Annotated in this window: 11 protein-coding genes; 6 read left to right on the top strand and 5 right to left on the bottom strand. The window is 50.5% G+C overall.

The features are described 5' to 3' along the window. Positions 1-124 precede the first annotated feature (124 nt). Together MRY86_RS00640 and MRY86_RS00635 are read left to right on the top strand one after the other, a co-directional pair. A complete protein-coding gene (locus MRY86_RS00640; protein WP_293566936.1) occupies positions 125-766 on the top strand; it encodes a hypothetical protein in 642 nt (213 codons plus the stop codon). Between the two features lie 78 nt (positions 767-844). After that, positions 845-1,225 (top strand): DUF3276 family protein, encoded by a 381-nt coding sequence (locus MRY86_RS00635; RefSeq protein WP_293566937.1) that lies wholly within the window; start codon positions 845-847, stop codon positions 1,223-1,225. Positions 1,226-1,766: 541 nt separating this feature from the next. On the opposite strand, the gene MRY86_RS00630 is transcribed toward MRY86_RS00635, so the two are convergent. After that, positions 1,767-2,327: an outer membrane beta-barrel protein gene (locus MRY86_RS00630; RefSeq protein WP_293566938.1), complete on the bottom strand. Its 561-nt coding sequence runs from the start codon at positions 2,325-2,327 to the stop codon at positions 1,767-1,769. Between the two features lie 853 nt (positions 2,328-3,180). Beyond that, the gene (locus MRY86_RS00625) at positions 3,181-4,023 is read right to left on the bottom strand and encodes an SDR family oxidoreductase (protein WP_293566939.1); all 843 of its coding nucleotides are present in this window, start codon (positions 4,021-4,023) and stop codon (positions 3,181-3,183) included. Positions 4,024-4,212: 189 nt separating this feature from the next. On the opposite strand from MRY86_RS00625, the gene MRY86_RS00620 reads away from it, so the two are divergent. Next, positions 4,213-5,232, top strand: coding sequence for a hypothetical protein (locus tag MRY86_RS00620; RefSeq protein ID WP_293566940.1), 1,020 nt, complete (start codon positions 4,213-4,215; stop codon positions 5,230-5,232). A gap of 23 nt (positions 5,233-5,255) precedes the next feature. On the opposite strand, the gene MRY86_RS00615 is transcribed toward MRY86_RS00620, so the two are convergent. Beyond that, positions 5,256-7,352: a hypothetical protein gene (locus tag MRY86_RS00615; RefSeq protein ID WP_293566941.1), complete on the bottom strand. Its 2,097-nt coding sequence runs from the start codon at positions 7,350-7,352 to the stop codon at positions 5,256-5,258. Positions 7,353-7,577: 225 nt separating this feature from the next. Between MRY86_RS00615 and MRY86_RS00610 the strand changes: the two genes are divergently transcribed. Then, positions 7,578-8,855, top strand: a complete 1,278-nt coding sequence (locus MRY86_RS00610) for an asparagine synthetase B (RefSeq protein WP_293566942.1) — start codon at positions 7,578-7,580, stop codon at positions 8,853-8,855. Between the two features lie 5 nt (positions 8,856-8,860). Beyond that, on the top strand, positions 8,861-10,036 hold the full coding sequence (locus tag MRY86_RS00605; RefSeq protein ID WP_293566943.1) for a trypsin-like peptidase domain-containing protein: 1,176 nt from the start codon (positions 8,861-8,863) through the stop codon (positions 10,034-10,036). A 43-nt stretch (positions 10,037-10,079) separates the two neighbouring features. Here MRY86_RS00605 and MRY86_RS00600 read toward each other — a convergent pair whose 3' ends face one another. Next, the gene (locus MRY86_RS00600) at positions 10,080-10,679 is read right to left on the bottom strand and encodes a pyridoxamine 5'-phosphate oxidase family protein (protein WP_293566944.1); all 600 of its coding nucleotides are present in this window, start codon (positions 10,677-10,679) and stop codon (positions 10,080-10,082) included. A gap of 551 nt (positions 10,680-11,230) precedes the next feature. Between MRY86_RS00600 and MRY86_RS00595 the strand changes: the two genes are divergently transcribed. Beyond that, positions 11,231-11,860 (top strand): MarC family NAAT transporter, encoded by a 630-nt coding sequence (locus MRY86_RS00595; protein ID WP_293566945.1) that lies wholly within the window; start codon positions 11,231-11,233, stop codon positions 11,858-11,860. A 2-nt stretch (positions 11,861-11,862) separates the two neighbouring features. Here the strand turns inward: MRY86_RS00595 and MRY86_RS00590 are convergent, their stop codons facing one another. After that, complete coding sequence (locus tag MRY86_RS00590; protein WP_293566946.1) at positions 11,863-19,545, bottom strand: T9SS type B sorting domain-containing protein; 7,683 nt, start codon at positions 19,543-19,545, stop codon at positions 11,863-11,865. Positions 19,546-19,572 lie beyond the last annotated feature (27 nt).

Raw genomic sequence — 19,572 nt, 5'->3', positions numbered from 1 at the left:
TAGGATTGTGGCATAAGGGATGTCGCAATTCCTGTAATCGTATTTTGATTGGGAAACGATCCTTTTGTTACACCTCGCTGAATATCAGTCTGATACCAATTTTGGTCTACCAAATACAAGAGCCATGAAAGCTTACCAGGTTGTTTTTACAGCGGGCTTTTCCATTCTCCTTTTCCTGACCATGGGATGCCAGAAAGAAGAAACAGTATTGACAGAATCGATTGGTCGAAGCCCCATGCTGATTAGCCGTTATGTGCCTGGGCCGGGCACCTCGGATTGCCTGCTAATAGATTGTGAAACCGCTGTTGAAAATGCGCGGGAGGCCCTGATGGAAAAAGCGGAAAATGAATGTGGTGTGTTCATGTCTGCCATCCGGTGCTGCGAGGCCAATCAGGAGGTCTACCTGATGTACCGGTACAGTTCAGATTGTGAGCGTGGCGCGCCAGCGGAGGCACCGCTAAGCAGTGGTGATAGCGGATATGCTTTGCTGGCACCAAGCCCTGTTGGCATTGAGCTAATTGAAAGTCATTGTATCAATGGAGGAACTTCTCTGCGCATCATGCTGAAGGGCGGGGCACTGCCGCTACCTCTTGGGCCATTTGAAGTCCATTGGTGGGTGGATTACGAATATCAGGGCAATGATACACAAATTGATTGCGTGTCCGGGGAAGAAGCTCAGTTGCTGATCGTTGATCATTGGAACGAGGGCGCAAAGCAGTGGTACAAGTTTGATTTGCATGAAACTGACCCTGCATTTAGGTATTAATGGTTTTTTTGAAATCTCCTGCAATTACTTACTTTTGTAAGGCACGTTTTCATTTACGTAACTAAACCTTCACAAGTAGTGGATAACGGGAGTAACCAAAGAAGATTTGATAGCGAGTACTCGCTTAAAATGCGTGCTGGCAAACGAAGAACCTACTTCTTTGATGTGCGGCGAACGAAAGGTGACGATTTCTACATTACCCTCACCGAAAGCACTAAAAAGTTCAACGGGGACGGGTACGAACGGCATAAGATCTTTTTGTATAAAGAGGATTTTAACCGATTTCTGAGTCATCTCGAAGAAACTATCGATCACGTTAAGGAAAACCTGATGCCAGAGTATGACTATGACGAGTTCACACGCCGGCATGAGGAGTACGAAGAAGAACAGGCCAATAGCGACAGCTTTTCCGATAACGGAAGGGATCAGCTGGAGACGGACGAGGATATAAGCTGGTAAATATACTGACGATTAAGTAGTTCGCCACAGCAAACCTACTCAATGCTTGCATTTACGCTGGGAAATGGCTTGCGCTTGCCCTGACAAGCTATGCTTCGTCAGTGGCCGATGTCGTAAATCCAAGATTCCAGACGATGAATGTCTGGAGCAACGACCCAGACGATGAATGTCTGGATCAACGACCCGACATTTATCGTTCCCCGTGCTGGCCGTCAGCGCCAGTAAGTGACCACTTCGTATTGCGTATAAAAAGAAGAACAGGCCTGCTTAAAAAGAATTGGTATATCCAACGCTCTTGCTATTATGCTATTTCGGTGGCATCCAAAATGAGAAAGTCCTGTTCTTCTTTGTTATTCCTCGTAACTTTTCAATCGGCTGTCAGTACATCCGTTTTTAACCATGGGGCATTTCAAATCCGTCTGATTGCCATAAACCATTACCGTCGAATGCCTTGCCCGGCAGCGGTACATGTGTCTAGTGCTTATTGGCCGGTCTCTTGCCTATCCCCGGCAGTCAGATCGTCAGTATAACAGCGCGTGCCCTATAGCCTGACGCTAACACCAACTGTGGCAATAGATACACCGAATCCAACCTCTCCAAACAGCCCTACTTTTTCGCCCAGGCAATACCGGGTGCCCAGGAAGGCAGTGTAAAGAAAGTTGCTGCCGGTACGGCCAATACCCCTTTCTGCTTTTATCTTTTTTTCTTCTCCCTGCATCATCTCAATTGCAGAATTGGTGTAACCCACATTCAGGCCACCGTAAATATTTAAGCAATCGTTGATAAGCCGGCTGTGGGCAGCTGCACGAAGCGTTATTGTTGAGAATTTGTTACGCCACTGAGCAGTGGTCCCATCACGGAACTGATAAAGTCCAGACTCAGTGATGGAATAAGAACCGGCAAGCCCGAGGCTGAAATTCTCTGTGAATTTATAATCAGCAGTGAGGGTCATCGGCAGCATTTTAGCCTTCCCGTGGTCCTTTACAAAGGTAGGCAGGACGCCGATGCCAAGGTTGAGGTCAACATGAGGCTCAAAGCGCTGGGCTTGAACAAACTGGATAGCCAGGCAAAGTACGGTTAGGCTGAGGAATAGCTTTTTCATTGGTCCAAAATTTAGGTGTTCTAAAACGTTATCTCCGTTCAGCCAAAAAAGCTTAACGGTCCAAAGTATTGTGATTACTGTCCTAAGTAGAGCGGCGTTACCCGTAGCTTCGGTGTAAGCACGACTCACCTGTTGCAACACACTACATGTATTGCACTAAATTTTTTGGAAACAGCACTGCATGATGGCATCTGGCATGAGATTGCCATGCGGCACATTGCCGTTTCAAAGTTCCAACCTTGTACCCCAATTATTGTAAAATAGCAGTTTGCTATTGAATCCAGAATCTGAGCGCTCGTTTATCCCTGTTCGCTTATGATTTACAACGCCCAAGTTATTACCATTGACGTAAATAATCCAGTCCGCGTTGGGTGCTTAATCAAAAATTAACATCTTTTTTCAAAATTTTTAACCAAGGCCCCCATTTTGTTTGGATAATGTTAAAACGGGTTTCGGTTTATTTTGGTGTATGAATTGGTTATTTTAAGAATTTTAATAACCAAAACACCATCTTTTTACATGTTTCAATATTTTATTTGCCCTCAAGATAAAAGGTTACCTGCAAAAGATCAATAATTGAATTTCCGATAAGTCAGCTTTCTGACTAAGTCAGCCGAAGTTTTCAGTAAAGGTTACATACTACTAGTATGCAATTAACTATTGAAACGTTGCACTGCCACTGGAATATGTGATGCAAAAGTGCCAAAAGCTCAGAGAGGAAAACCCAAATCTTTTTATTCCACAATTTAGGATTTATGAACAGATCCCTTTGATGCCGTTTTCGTATTGATCGCGCCTTGTCTGGCGAATGCCAAAAGGTGGCAAAAAAATATACTTCAAAGCGGCAATAACCTCAGCTGGGCTCATAATCCCTGCTCATAGAACTCTTTTGGAGTTGTACTTGCAAATATTTGCGGAGTGCCCGCTCAAACCAGGTCGCAGGCAGCAGTTTTTTCAAAGTAATGGAAAACCTTTGCAGGGGCTTTCCAATGGTGTAACAGGGGGGAAGCAAGGAACGCTCTGACAGTTTGCTTATCAACTGAGCGGCTTTGTCTGCAGGCATTCCCTCTTCCACCTCTTTGTTTATTTGTCTGTAAGACTTTTCAAAAGCAGCCGAGTAGGGACCGCTGGACTTATAAGATTTAATCCGGTTGGCATTTATGTTCGTCCTGACATCTCCGAGCATTACGCTACAGGTCTGAATACCAAAAGGCATAAACTCAAATCGCATGGATTGAGTTATGATGTCCAAGGCGGCTTTGCTCCCGCAATAAATGCCTCGGAAGGGCAGCCCTACTCTTGCACCAATCGAGCTTATATTGATGATCCGCCCTCCGCCCCTTTGTCGCATAGAAGGCATTACGGCCTGACAGGTCCTGATCGCTCCGTAGACATTGGTATTGAAAACCCTATGAGTGTGCTCAAGGCAGGCCTCTTCCACAGGGGTGGCCATACCCAGACCCGCATTGTTGATCAACAGGTCAATGTGCCCGGCTTGCTCAAGAATCTTCGATATTGCCGCCCCTATACTGCTTTCATCCAATACGTCCATTTTTAGCATCGTGTAAGGCGTGCTCTGATCTTTTTGGGCATGACGGCTTGTACCATATACCTCGTGTCCGGCAGCAGCAAAATTTTCCGCCAGTGCTTTTCCCAGCCCGGACGATGCTCCGGTTATTAGTACAGTCTTTTTCATAAGACAGCGGAATTATTAGTGTTTAAATTATGACTGCAAGCTCGGGAATTCCAGAGGGGGATGGGGAATCCATTTTCCCATCAATACATAGTTTTTTATGCTATATCAATAAAATTTGCACCATATTGCCGCTAAAATTTCAATATTTTGTATTTTTCCATTGCATTATGCCTCGTTAAGCAAATTACTATGAATGAGGAGCAGCCAGATACCCTTCAACTTAAGCTATTCAACGAAATATTAACGCGCTTTTCCGGAAAGTCCGAAGCCATCAGTGAATTGATGAAAGTGCTATCGGTAAACCGGGATGGTATTTATCGGAGATTGAGAGGAGACACCCTTCTCACTTCTCAGGAGTTACATCTGCTAGCGATCCGCTTCAGTATTTCTCTTGATGAACTGGTACATGAAGACACCAATAAGATATTCTTTTCTTACAGCCTGTACGAACAGGACGCGAATAGCTTTTGGGATTATCTCATGCTGATGAACCAGCATCTTAAGGAATTCGTAAAGCAGCCAGAGCTGTGGGTATATTACAGCTCACAGGAGATTCCCATCTTCATTAGCATGATGTTCCCCAAGCTATTTGCATTTAAAATGTATGTACATGGACTGACGACCTGGCACCTGGACTTTTTGCAGGACAAGCCCTTTGATTTTGACTTGCTTAATGCCAAAGAGCAGGCATTGGCCATGGAGACCAGTCAAATATATTGTACCATCAATTCTACTGATTTTTGGACGCTCGCATTGCTGCAGCAATCCCTCAGTCAGATCGAATACCTGGCGGTAGAGGGTCGTTTTAAGACCTTTGAGATTTGTCAGGAGGTTTGTCTTGAACTTCTTGAGCTGATCCGCCACGCCCGTTTAATGGCAGAGTCAGGTAAAAAGTTTATGCCAGGGCATCAACCGATCAAGGCGAATGGCGTGTTCGACCTCTTCCACAGCGAGCTAACCGTTACCAATACCACCATACTAAGCATTGCACAGCAGCGATATGGCTTGTACAATGCATTTGATAACCCCAATTTTTTGTTCACCAATAACAAAAAGCTTTGCTTGCTAAAGGAAGCATGGTTCAAAAAAGTAAAGCAATATTCTGTATCCATGAGTGTCCACTCAAGTAAAAACCGAAATCACTATTTCAATAAGCTTGAAAGCAAAATAGAACAAACCATGAAGCGCATGGAATATGCATTCAGTTGATCAGTAAAAAATGGGTTATTTGTTTAGTAAGCACCGAAATACCGCCGAGCACCCCACTCCATAACAAGCAGGATAAGCAGGATTGCAAATAACCATTTAAAATTAATAATAGGCTGCGTTTGCGCCGTTTCGTAAATCACAGGTTTAACCGTGTCCCGGTTGCGGATAGCCGCTGCAATTTCCGAAATTGACTCCGGGTAATAAACGGCACCACCGTACTGCTCACTCAGCAGGCGCAAGGTGTTGTGATCGGCCGTTGTTTCGTACTGCTCGAGTTGTATAGGCTGAATGCTAAACTGCCCATCGTAGGTGAGCCGCTCACCGCCAAAGAACACACTGCCTGTGAACCGATAGTTGCCCACGGGCAAGATACCCGCATTGAGCCGGTAGGCATTTCCCGCTTTATTGAAGGTGAAATTGTATTCTTTCCCCGCTGCGTCTTTTACGGTCAGGCTGGCGTCAGGGTCATTGACGAGTTCAAAGCTTTGGTTATACAGCTCGGCATCGAAATACACAGGCTCGTTTTCATCAAAAATGTTCTTGCTGAGGCTGATCCGGAACCGGCGTTTGTCTTCTTTCAGGCTGAGGTATTGTACGACTTTTCCGATCAGCTCATTGAACCGTTCGTGGTCCTGGTTCTGAAGATAGTCAAACAACCGCCAGCGCCAGACGCCTTCTCCGCCCAGCACACCGACCTTGGTTCCACTGCCTTCACCCAGCACCAGCAAGGGGTAATCTGTTTCCACCTTGCCGATACGTTGATAGAGTAGGGCAGAGGCACTGCTCTCGATATTGTAATCCCCAAATACGGCGGTGAGCGGGGTGTACCCCGGCAGTTGTTCTTTAAGGTCTTCACTCAGTTGGAAAAGATTGAAGCCTGGTTTGATGTAGGCCTGCACCTGATTGGTTGAATTGCCACGACGCTGAATGCTGAGCACCCGTTGTGCCTGATTGAATTGCGGTAAGTCTGTTTGGTTGCCCACTGCAAACAAATGGGGGATTTGCTCCCTGGCAATTGCGTTCAGGACAGATGTTGCTGCCTTGTTCCGGCTGGGCAGGTTGTGCAGGATGATGAAATCAAACTCACCGGGGGATTCCTCCAGATTGTCTGCGGTAGCCGTGGTTACCTGGTAGTTCTGATTGTTGGAAAGGGCCTGCCGGAAGGCCGTCAGGTCTGGATGAGGCGCATTGCCCAAAACGAGAATTTTCTGACGGGCATCCAACACATCTATAAAGATGTCTTTGCTGTTGTTGACAGCGGTTGCTTCCTCTGGGATTTCGCCAAGGGTCACCCGGAAGCGCTGCACCCCCGCCTGGTCTGCGTCAAGAACAAACTCACGGGTTTCAAACCAGTTGTCCTGGTCAATATTAACAGCTTCCTGCTGCAAAAGCACTGCTTCACCGTTCACAATTTTATAGATGTTCACCCGGCTGTTGCTGCCCGCGGCATTATCGCCTGCCAAGTCTACCTGTATGCTGAACTTGTCGCCGAGGTAAACAATGCGATTGTGAAAAACCCGCTTGACCAGCAAGTCGCGCTGTGCTGTCGTATCGCCCAGTGGAATGGAGAACAACGGCGCATCCAACGCTGCATTGGCGTATAGCGGATTGCTGCCTTCGTTGTAGATGCCATCGGAGGCGAGTACTACTGCACCAAGGTTCTGCCCGCTGTAAAGGTCGTAGAGCGAAGAGAGGGCTTCGGCGATATTACTTTGCTTGTCCGTAAAGGCAGAGTCAATCCCCTCCCGGACTTCACTGCCGAATCCGTATGTTTTTACTTCGTATTCGCCTTCCAGCTCAGCCTGCAGTGCATTCAGGGACGACAAATAGGCGGCTTTCTGCTCGCCCAGAGCGGCCCCTACCGATTCAGACTGGTCCTGGGCAATCAGGATGATCGGCTTTTTGACCTCCCGCACCACTCTGCGCAGGAGAGGCGTGAGCAACAAAATGGCAATCAGGCTGACCGCTGCGAACCGAAGGAGCCCCAGCAGCGTGTTGATAGTGCTGCTCTGGGAGCGAAATGCTGTAGACCGATAGTAGAGTATTCCTGCAAAGAGGCCGCCCAATGCAAGGCAGAGGAATAAATACCATACCGGATACTGAAAGCTAATATTGTCCATCAATTCTTTTATTTTGCTGCGCTCATCGTCAGAGCACACAATAATAACGGATTTTTCAGGAGACCACCTGAACCTCCTGTTAGTATTTTGTTAAAACACTAACTGAGACATACATTTGGGAGCCTGTTCGTTTAATATCTTATATTACGAGTTTAGTATACAATTGTGTGTCGTAAAATGTTGGACCGGGCGGCTTCCACCCGGCAAAAGAAATTTGAAGTATTCATGAAGAAATTATTGCAGATCGCGTTTTTCCTACTCCTGGCCGCTCAGGTACAGGCTTCCTACATCCTGTTGCCTATGGACCATGAGACCCAAAAGGACCACCTGAAGGCCTACGGCATTACCTACTGGGTGCTGTCCAGTAATGTGGAAGCCTGGTGGCTGCTCAATTACCGGGGCGGCAGCTTTGCCTTTCCCTACAACCGGACTTTTGAAAAGGAATGCCTGACCCGGGGAGTATCCTATGAAGTGGTGGCGGATGGGCAGTTCAACAGCATCCTGAACGAGATTGCTGACCCGGAAGTCAATATGGAGGCGATCAAGCTTGAGAAAGCACCTAAAATTGCCGTCTACACGCCCGACTTCAATGCCAGAGGCGAAAAAATACAACCCTGGGACGATGCCGTGACGCTCGTCCTGACTTACGCAGAGATTCCCTACGAAACCATCTACGATCGTGAGGTGCTCAACGATGAGTTAACCGAATACGACTGGCTTCATCTCCACCATGAAGATTTCACGGGGCAGTACGGCCGTTTTTACCGCACCTACCACAATCAGACCTGGTACCGCGAGAATCAGCGTAAGATGGAAGAACTGGCTTACGACTTGGGCTTTACCAAAGTCTCTCAGCTCAAGCTGGCGGTAGTGAAGCGCATCAAAGAATATGTAGTAGGTGGCGGCTTTATGTTTGCGATGTGCTCCGCCACCGACACCTATGATATTGCTCTGGCGGCAGAAGGGGTAGATATCTGTGCCGAGATGTACGATGGTGATCCGGTTGACCCTAATGCCCAATCCAAGCTAGACTACTCCAAGACCTTTGCCTTTGAGGACTTCCAACTGGAGCGAAACCCTTTGGAGTACGAATATTCGGATATTGACCACTCCCGTGGGCGGCGGATTAATCCTGAACAGGACTACTTTACCTTATTCGATTTTTCTGCAAAGTGGGATCCCGTCCCTACCATGCTTACCCAAAACCATACCCGCACGGTAAAAGGGTTTATGGGGCAAACGACCGCCTTCCGTAACCAAAATATCAAATCGAATATTTTGGTGCTGGGAGAGAACAAACCCGCTAAAGAAGCGCGTTATCTGCACAGTGAGTACGGTCAGGGGTTCTTCTCCTTTTACGGAGGCCACGATCCGGAAGACTACCGCCACTACGTGCAAGATCCGGAAACAGACCTTAGCTTGCATCCCAAATCGCCAGGCTATCGCTTGATTTTGAATAACATCCTGTTCCCGGCAGCAAAGAAGAAGAAACGTAAAACTTAATTGATATGAACAATCGATTTAGCATATTCATCTGGCTGGCTTTACTTGGCTGCGGTTTTTTTGCCGGTGCTGCGTGGACTTCCCGGGCAGATGCTGATGTGCCAGGTGAAACACCATCGGAGGAAATAACCGAAACTTCTGATCCTAACGCTTCAGAATCGGACGAGACGGTCAACCTGCCTGCCACGCGTGAGCCTGCCGCCTCAAATGGGCTCAATCCTCAGGAGCGTGCTAACATCCGGTTGTTTGAAGAGTCTGCGCCTTCGGTATGCTACATCACTACCACCAACGTAAGGCGGGATTACTTCAGCCGGAATATTACTGAAATCCCAAGAGGTAGCGGCTCTGGTTTCGTTTGGGACTACAAGGGGCATATCATTACCAATTACCATGTTATTCAAGGTGCAGACCGCGCTACGGTTACGCTGGCTGACCGCAGTACCTGGGAAGCAGTGCCGGTTGGGGTCGCTCCTGAGAAGGACCTGGCCGTATTGCGCATCGAAGCGCCCCGGAATATCCTGCGGCCAATGCCGGTCGGCACTTCCGATAATTTGCAGGTCGGCCAGTCGGTTTATGCCATTGGTAACCCCTTCGGCCTGGACCAAACCCTAACGACAGGTATTGTGAGTGCCCTGGGCCGGGAAATAGAATCCGTAGCTGGAATTCCAATCCGTGATGTCATACAAACGGACGCTGCGATTAACCCCGGCAATTCCGGAGGGCCGCTCCTGGACAGCTCCGGCCGCCTCATAGGAGTGAATACCGCAATTTACAGCCCTTCCGGTGCTTCAGCCGGGATTGGCTTCTCCATTCCGGTCGACGTAGTCAGCTGGGTAGTCCCTGAGCTAATTGAGTTTGGACGGCTCAAACGGCCCACTCTGGGCGTGGAGCTGGCTCGCCCGCAGATTGTGGAGCGACTGGGGCTGGACGGCGCACTTGTTATCGATGTGATTAAAGGCAGCGGTGCTGAGAAAGCCGGTATCCGCCCAACGATGCGGGACCGTTATGGCAGTATTGTACTGGGGGATATTATCACCGGGATTGATGGTGAAGCTGTTAAATCCACCAACGACCTGATTCTGATCCTTGAAAAGTATGAACCAGGGGATCTCGTGGAGGTAGAGTTTCTTCGGGATGAAAAAAGGCAGAAAACACAATTAAGGCTGGATCCTGCGCGCTAAGCAGTTGGCAACCCTCTTTCCTGTCGGCGGAAAGAATGTACTATCAGGGAGCAACCCAACTTCCTGCCCATGCGCCATCCTGATAGGCAAATTGCGCCCTTTGGTGGCCCTCATGGTGTAAGTGCAAAAGGTCTGCGCTGTAAACCTGACAAGTGATGACCATGAAGTGCTCAAACGCATAGGCGGTTTCCTGCAGGTCCATTTCATCGTGCCAATGATTGGGCAGAGGTACATTGTCTGTTTGCTGAGGCGTGCCGGGCGCTGAAAGGGCTGCATAGCTGGACCGCCCCTGTACCGGAAGCCGGTCCCAGTACTGACGGCAACGCGCTGACCCTTGTTCCAGAATGACCTGTGCGTTCATTCGGATTTGGACTTTCTTGCGCTCATCCCAAAACAGACAAGACAAGTGTGGATGATTTGAAAGCTCCTCTACCTTCCGAGAGCGGGCATCTGTAAAAAAGGTAAGCTGTCGCTGCTGAAAGTCTACCTCGCGCAATACGATCACCCGTTGCCGGGCAAAACCTTCCGAATCAACGGTGGCAACGCTTGGTTTTTGGTAATCGCCTTTTCGCTTAATTGCTGCTTTAATCAGCAGGTGCCAGGCATCGTGGAGAAATTTATCAGGATTGTCGAATCTTTCCATTGAAAAAAAACTGTTTTGGAGATGGCATTGCAAAAATTCGTGATAAATATCACTGTAAATTAAGAGGACTTATTTTACTTTTGCCGTTACGCGAAAAAAGTTAAATAAATGTGTGACTTCAGCGTTTTCCTAAGTCTAAAGGAATGCAAGTAAATCGGTAATATTTCTCTGAACGTAGAGAAAGAATAACCGTTCACTAAAAAGGGGAATGACGTTGAAGCCACTTGCAGGAATAATTGCAATTGGCTCAACATTCCGCAACGAACAAAAATATGGCATGAAATATTTCATGTAAAGAATATGGGTTTTAGGTGTTTTTCTGGGGAGCAGTCTTTTCTGCTCCCCTTTTTGTTTTTTTAGTACAGTGTTTTAGGTCAAAAAACTTTTAAAATTTAACGCAGACAGGGAAACTTTCAGAAGATAACAAGTGTATATGAAGACTTAAGTACAGTCTGACCGGCAATTATTTTGATTTTCGGACTTAACTTGCTTGATTCGGAATTAAATTTTAAACAAGAGTGGTTTTTGCCACCCAAAAAGTATACACAACCATGTTAGAGCTGTTTTTAGCAGTGCTGGCGTCCTTATTTTCCATGGTAAATCCGCTTGGAGCAATTCCGGTGTTTCTGGGTATGACTCCGCATTACACCAAACAGGAGCGGACGCAGACGGCTTTGCATACCAGCCTTTACTTCACTTTGATTCTGCTGACTTTTTTCCTGGCCGGTTCGCTCATTCTAAGCTTTTTTGGCATTAGCATCAATGCGATGCGTATTGCCGGAGGATTGGTCATTCTCCTGTCCGGTTACTCCCTCATGAGCGGAAAGTTTGCCGAAGGGCGGGCGGTAGACAAAAAAGTGAAACAGGAAGCGCTGACCAAGGACGATATTTCCTTCTCACCAATGGCGATGCCGCTGCTTTCAGGGCCAGGGTCCATCTCTTACCTGATCAGTATTCAGGCTGAGCATACGGCCTGGGAACCGAGACTTGTTATTTCGGCTGTGGTGGTCGCGATGGGCGCTATCGTGTATAGTGTCCTTAGGTATTCCCCTTATCTGCAAAAACTGCTGGGGGTGGCCGGGCTGAATGCACTAAGCCGCATCATGGGCTTCCTGGTTATGGCCATCGGCATTCAAAACATCATCACCGGCATCGTTGAGCTGGTGAAAGTGCTTGCTTAAGACTATCGCAAAAGGAGGACATCACCTGAAATAATGGTGGTGCCTCCACCCGATAGGTTGATCTCCGCATAGAAAGTAAAGACATCACTGTCCATTTCGCTTCCTCTGAAATTTCCGTCCCATCCACAAGCTCCATCATTCAGTGGACAGTCCCGGGCTTCGTGCACGAGGTTGCCCCAGCGGTCAAAAATCCGGAACACTTCGATAGAGCCCAGCCCATCCCGGCTGTAGAGCAGGAAAAGGTCATTGTTGTTGTCACCGTTAGGCGAAAAGACCGTTGGTGCATAAACGGGTGTCTCCTTGAGTACCTTCACGTTGACGGTAGCCTGGTCCACGCACCCGTTCATATCTGCTGCCCAGACCTGATAGAGGGTGGTTAACGTTGGGGCTACCGTGTAGGACAAGCCTTCCTGAATGCCCGGGGCTGGCCACCACCAAACAGAGTCGGGCGTCCCGGCTTCCACCATTGCGGAAAGGCTGATTTGCTGCCCAAGCTGTATGGTGGTATCTGGCCCAAGTTCAATATCAATACCACTCGAGGCCGTAATCGTTACCGTTGAGTCCCACTGACAGCCATTTGAATCTTCAAGCAGGATAGGGTAGGTGCCTGCCGCCAAATTGACGAAGGCGTTATCGGAGGACAGCGCTCCGCCGTCTATAGCTGATAGGAAAGGTGGTGTGCCTCCGGCTACAGAATCCAGCAAGATACTGCCATCGCGGTCCCCGGGGCAGGATGGACTTTGAGCCAGCCAGTTGACATCTGTGATGAGAGGAGAGGAAGCGGAGACCTCTATCGTATCTACCACGGTGCACCCGTTGCTTTGGTCCGTCAGGCTTAGTACGTACAGGCCTTCAGCGGTAGCTGTTGCGGTGGGCTGTCCGGCAGGCCCTGTCAGTACGCCGCCCGCTTCCGCAGCCCAGTTAAAGAGCAGTGGGCCGTTACCGGTAGAGGCACTGCCGTTAAGGGTGACGTTGGTCCGGCTACAGCTAAGCTGTTCCGGTACAGCGATATTGATTTCCGGGAAGTCTGCATCGCTTTCCACTTCCATTGTTTCAAAGGATGAGCAGCCATTGGCCTCATTAGTGACTTGCAGGGTGTATGCGCCTGGCGTGCTCACGGTCAGCCTCAACGTATCCTGAGCAAGCACGAGGTCATTGCTGTCCAGCCAGGTATACACCAGGTTAGGCCCGCTTTCTGACCCGGTACCGTCCAGCACAACGGAGGTGACGGTACAATTGAGCCGGTTAGGGGTGGCAAGGTCCGCCACAGGTGGTTCGAAATCTCCGCTGATTTGAAAGAGCAGGGTGTCCCGGCAGCCGGAGCCTTCATCCTGAACGAGCAGCCGGTAGTTTCCGACTTCGGTTACCCACTGCTGAGCGGTGGTGCCGATGGTATTGAAAGCCCCGCGCCGCCATTCGTAGGAAAAGCCAGCGCTTGTGCCTCCGGTGGTGGCACTAGCATCCAGCAAAAGGCTGTCTGCATTGCAGTTGAGCGTAAGCAATCCCGGATTGGTGAGGGCGGCTTCGGGCGCGATACGGCCATTGGCAACCCAGGTGGAGTCTGTTGCGCTGCAGCCACTTTCCGGGTCAGTGACCGATATGAAATACCAACCGGGCTCACTTATTTGTGGGGTAGCGGTTTGGGGCCCAGATAAGATTTGCCCGTCAGGAGTTGTCCATTGCAGGTCGCTCTGTCCACTATCCGTATTAAGGTCCACACTGAGCCGTATAGGGTCATTGTTGCAGGTGATTATCGTGTCTGGCCCGGCAGTAACCTCCGGGATCCGGTCGTCTGCGTTCACCCAGACCAGCTGTGCAGTGTAGCAGCCATTGTCTGCCCGTTCAATCTGCACCTGATAAACGCCGGGCTGAAAAACAGTGGCGGTAGCCTGATCGGCTTGCTGAACCAGGAGGCCGCCCGGGCTGCTCCATTGGTATGTCACTAATGCCGCTGGTGCAGCTGTGGCGGTAATACTGAGGCTGTCATTATTGCAGGGGAATAGCAGGGTGTCTGCTACTTCCAAGGCGGGAGCGAGGGTGTCCAGACCGACCATTACTGTCACCATGCTCGTACAACCTGAAGTGTCATTTTGGACTTCAAATCCATACTGTCCAGGCAGGCTGACATCAATATCAAGCGTTGGCACGCAAGGGCCGGTGGGGTTCCCGGCAGCATTCAGACGGTACCAGCAGGAACTGTAACCTGTGTTATTTGGAATGCTGCCCTGTAGCAACACGGAGGGAGACGTGCAAGTCAGCACCGTATCCGGAATGGAAGGTACTGTTGGCAGATCCGTATTTTGGCTTACGAAAACACTGTCTAAACCGGCACAGCCAGTCGTGGTATCCGTAACCATAAGCTCATACCAGCCCGGCGTGTTGACCGATGGGTTAAAGGTCGCTCCGCCAGGTATGTTTGCCGGAGGGCCACTCCAGGCATATTGTATGGCATTGCCAAAGGCAGAGCCACTGCCATCGAGGGTGACCGTAGGTTGTTCACAGGTCAGGGCCTGTGCAGGGCCGGCATCAGCTAAGGGGGGGACGGTATCGGCCGCAACTTCGACCTCTCCCGAGTTTTCACAGCCTGTCAATAAATCGGTAACCAGTACGGCGTAAAGCCCCGGCTGAGCAACTGTAATGGAAGGGAGCGTGTCTCCTTCAGGCAGTGGAGCGTCTTCACTCGACCATTGGAAGGAGAATGAAGTGCCTGGCATCCCAGAGACCGTCAGTGTAGCGAGGGTATCGGTGCAGTTTAGTTCCTGATCCGGACTTAGAATAAGCTCGGGCGGGCTGGAAAACTCAGCTACATTAACCGTGATTTTCGCGGAAAAACCCAGGGTGTCGGTGGCATTGAGGGTATAAAGCCCGGGTTGGTCCACCACAATGGAGAGGCTGTCGGTGGCGCTGAGGATATTCCCGTTCATGGTAGTCCATTCAACGGTACAACCAATACAGGGCTCACAAAAGCTGCCGTTGAGGGTGACTTGCGGAGCAGCACAGGTCAGGGTGTCTGCCGGGATGCTGTCCAGGCAGGGCACGCACTCCTGCTGCACGACGGTCACGTCCCGGAAACTGGAACAGTTATTTGCAGGGTTGGTAACCGTCAAACGCACTACGCCGGCTGTGTCCAGCAGTACCGCAACGCTATCCGCACTATCTAGAATAATCCCGCCTTCCCATTCATAAACATACTGTGGGCCCTGGGGTACTACAAAAGCCTGCAACCAAAAGGAGTCCTGCATACAGGGGATGATCGTAGAGCTGAAATTGATATCCGGTAGGTTATTGCTGCGCTGTACGACAACGATGTCCTCCGCGAAGCAGCCATTGGTGCTGTCGATCACGGTCAGGAAATAAGTGCTGGCATCATTCACGAAGATGCTGAAGCTGTCTTTCACAAAAGTCTCATCGTCCAGCTTCGTCCAGGTATAGCCAATGCCTGGTCCGATGGTTGACCCGGTGGCGCTTAGAGTCGTTGTAGGTTCCGGGCAGGTCAGGGTGTCACCTGGGCCGGCTTCCGCTATGGGGGCGAGGGTGTTGGATGGCACCTCAACTGCCAGGGTATCGCTAAGGTCGAAGGTAGTATTGGTGGCAATGAGCTGATAAACGCCAGGGCAGCGTACAACTGGCTGAAGCGTGGTGTCTCCGGACTCTATACAATCAGGGCCTGGGGCCAGCCAGGTGTAGGTGATGTTGGGCCCGGACTCCGTACCTGTTGCATTCAGGGTGATTGTGGTGATAGCGCAAGTCAGCGTATCGGGCGCCGCAATCTGAAGGGCCGGGCTACAGTCCAGCGTGGCCGATACGGAAGCCGTATCCGGGCAGTCGCCGGCGGCGTTATCGGCGATCAAGGTGTAGATGCCTGCACTATCAATCGTGAAGCTAAGCCCGCCGGGCGATATTGGCATGCCATTGAAGAACCAGCTAAATGTGGCACCTTCCGAGGCAGTTGCATCGAGCAGGGCTGTCCCTTCCAAACAGGACAGCGCTATAGTATCCGGTAGAATGGCATTAGGGCTCAGCGGGTCCCGGGTCACAAGAGCGGTATCCCTTGTGGTGCAACCATTGAGGGTATCGGTGACGGATAAGATGTAAAGCCCGTCGCAGGTAGCGGAAATGTCCTGAGCAGTAGCATCACCGGACAGGCAGGGACCCGTCCATTCGAAAATAGTATTAAGGGCAGTACTGCCTGCGCCGGTCAGCGTTACCTCGGGAATGGCACAGCCTAATTCCTGGTCCGGGCCGGCGCTGGCAAGCGGCAAGCTGAAGTCTGCTGCCACAAAAACGGTATCTGAGGCTTCACAGCCCGTAGTCGTGTTGCGTACGTTAAGGATGTAAGTACCCTGGGCATTAGCCACAGCAAACTGTCCATTCATAGGACCGGAAATGCCCTCCGGTGGCCCGGACCAACTATAAAGTATATCTGCGCCCTGACTGCTGCTGTTGCTACCGATTAATACAGTGGGTTGGTTGCAATTGATGAGCGTATCGGCTCCGGCATTAGCCACCGGAGGAAGGGTGTCTTGAAAGACTTCCACTTCAGCAATCCGTGTGCAGCCGGTACTGTCATTCTCAATCTCAAGCTGATAGAGGCCCGGAGCGTTGACTGTAGGGGTTAGCGAATTCACGCCGCTGACAAAACTGCTGTTGTCGGCTGAGCTCCACTCAAAGCTAAACCCGGTGCCCTCGTCAGAATTGGTGCCGTCGAGTATAACTTCCGACAAGATACAGTTGAGCCGAAGGGGCGTTACAATAGCTGCGGTTGGGGATAAGGTGTCGATGTTGACAACCGCAAAGGAGGTATCAAAGCAACCATTTTGTGTATCAGTCACCACTAGCATGTACACGCCGGGGCTGGCAATGGTAGCCTGGAGGGTATTCGTATCTACCAGGCCCGTACCAAAGATTTCCACCCAGTCGTAGTCATACTGAGGGCCTGTGCTCGAGCCCGTGCCATCGAGCGTGACCAGGGTGCTGTCGCAGGTAAGCGTGCGGTCCGGTCCGGCAGTTGACAGTGGCTGGAGGGTATCCAGCGCAACATTGACCATGGCCGTATCTGCACAGGCATTTGCGGTATTGGTTACAATAAGCTGGTAGGTGCCGGGGGCGTCTACCGTTGCATTGAAGCCATCAGTACTGACCGGTGGTTGTGGGCTGCCGGACCAGGTGTACAAGATGTCTGGCCCGGAAGACGAACCCGTGCCATCCAGGGTAATACTCGGTTGGGAACAGTCCAGCGTATCGGGTGTAGCCAAAACGGCATTGGTAACAGTAACATCTTCCAGAACGGTGACCACCGCGGTATCCTGGCAGCCATTCAGCGTATTTTCTGCAGTGAAAGTGTAAATGGCCCCTGCATCTACCGTAATATTGAGGTTGCCCGGATCGGTTAGGATATTGCCGCCTGAGGATGCCCAGTTATAAATAGGGGCTGCTCCGGCACCCGTCACAGTTGCTGAAATACTCACAGTAGGCTGGGTACAGGTAATGGTGTCCGGGAGCGGGAGCGTGATGCGTGGTGCAATGGTGTCGTAGTTCACTTCTACTGTCGCAGAGTCCCGGCAATTGGTTAGGGTGTTCTCCACCATTAATTGATAGGTGCCGCCTTGGCTGATCGTTGGGAAAAGGGTCGTGCCATCTTGTATCAGGCTACCGGATGCGTCTCGCCACTCATAGGCGAATTCATCTCCGGTGGAAGAGCCACTCCCATCCAAAAGAATTTCGGGGTTCAGGCAGGACAATACTGTGTCGGAGCCGGGGCTGACTATCGGAAGGGACTGGTCTTCCAGAACAGTAGTCATAGACGTGTCACTGCAGCGGTTGTCTATGTCCGTAACCACGAGAAAATAATTGCCAGGCTCGTTGGCAACAGCGGTAGGCTGGAAAACATCGCTGGCAATATTGCCATCCGGCGTAAACCAGAAGTAAGTGTGATCTGGATTAGGGCTGGTCAGCGTGCCCAGGGTGACCTGGCCTTGTGTACAATTGAGGGTATCCGACGGCCCGGCATCCGCAGTGGGGGGTATGGTGTCAACTTGCACGGTAATGGTGTCAAAGTCGGTACATACGGTCATGTCGGTTGACATTTGACTGACCTCCAGTACATAATCTCCTGCCAGGTTTGCGGTTTGGGTAGCGTTGGTGCCCAGTAGTGTGCCATTTGGTGCATACCATTGGTAGGTTAGTTGCCCGGACGGTGCGGAGGCGGTTCCTTCAAGAATTAGCTCGGTGGTGATGCAGGTCAGGTCAAAGGCTGGGGCGATGCTGGCATTGGGTGCCAGGACCTCCACTGTTATATTCAGCGTGCTATCGCAATTTTGTGCAGAGGTCAGGAAGAAACTATAGCTTCCTGCTTCGGTTAGGAGGCTGTCTCCAACCGAAAAACCTTCCCCCTGACAAATGGTGACAGTGGTGTCTACGATATTGGGCGGCAGCACAGTCAGGTCAAGAAGGATAATGCTATCGCACCCTGAATTGGAGGTCAAAGTGTCCCGGAAAACTCCCGTTGTATTATAAGCATTCGATCCGACCGTGATGAACTGCCCGGGGCAGAGGGTATCGGTCAGATTGGTCTCAACTGGGGGCAGTACGGTCAGGTCTATTTGGACCAGGCTGTCGCAGCCGGCGAAACTGAGCAGTTCGATTTCGTAAAAGCCGGTACTGGTCAGTGTAGTATCTCCCACAACCAGGCTGTCGCCAAGGCAGATGGTGTCCTCGATCAGCTCGGTGGTTGGAAGGGGTACAATCGTGACCTGGACACAGCTGTCGCTCAATTCTCCGCAAAAGCGTGGCTCCAGGCCTGTGAGGTTGTTTCGGATACTATCGAGCGTTAGTATTCCATCAGGTTCAGGAAGGCTGTCGATATCTTCCAATTGATAGCTTAGCCCGCAGATTTGATAGCTGCCCGGTGCAAAGCCAGTCAGGTCAGGGTGATCAGTGGTGTCAATGAAGGTGCCGTCCTGCCCCAGGAGGTAGGTATAGCCATAGATTGCGGTGTCAGGGGTTTGCCCATTATCGAAAGCCAGGAGTGGGTCGATATCGAGGATGGTATCCCCTTCGCAGGTGAGGATGTCATCTGCAAATAAGTTGCCCCCTTCGGCAAAGCAACAATCGAGGCCACGAGCATCACAAAACTGGATTTGGAAAAAGGTGATTTCTCCGATGTAATCCGATGGGGTATTTTCGATACTAATGGTCCAGGTGCCATTGGCAGGTCCGGTATTGAAATCTTCCAGGCAGCCCTGAAAGGGGTAATAGGAGCCGGTGTAAAAGTTCAGGTTGGAGAAGTTGCCGGTTTGGTTGTTGTCCCACCCAAAAAGAGAGCCGGGGTCGGGGTCAGGGACTTCAAGGCAAGGCACAAAGCCAATATCCCAAATTGAGCCAAAGGTGAATTCAAATTGCTGGTCGGTATCCGGACCGATCAGCGTGACAGACTGCCCGCCGGGAGAGGTGAGCGTGAGCACAAGATTATCTACGTACTGATGGGCAAAGCGGATGTCTATGCCACAAATGCCCTGATCAACGGCGCTTAAGTCGTTATTGAAAATATCGAAGACTTCATAGGTGTACGTAGGGCTGGAGTTGACCGCAATACCCAGGGTGTCTGTAAGCCCACAGGGCTGCGCGAAAAGAAGAGGTGTGCCACTCAACAGGGCCAAGCAAAAGAGGAAACAGGTCCGCCGCATATTTCTAATGTCCTTGGGATTAATGGA

This window comes from Phaeodactylibacter sp., from assembly GCF_022763345.1.
Taxonomy (GTDB): domain Bacteria; phylum Bacteroidota; class Bacteroidia; order Chitinophagales; family Saprospiraceae; genus Phaeodactylibacter.
The sequence above is the reverse complement of the archived record's forward strand: the minus strand, read 5'-3'. Positions and strand labels throughout refer to the sequence as shown.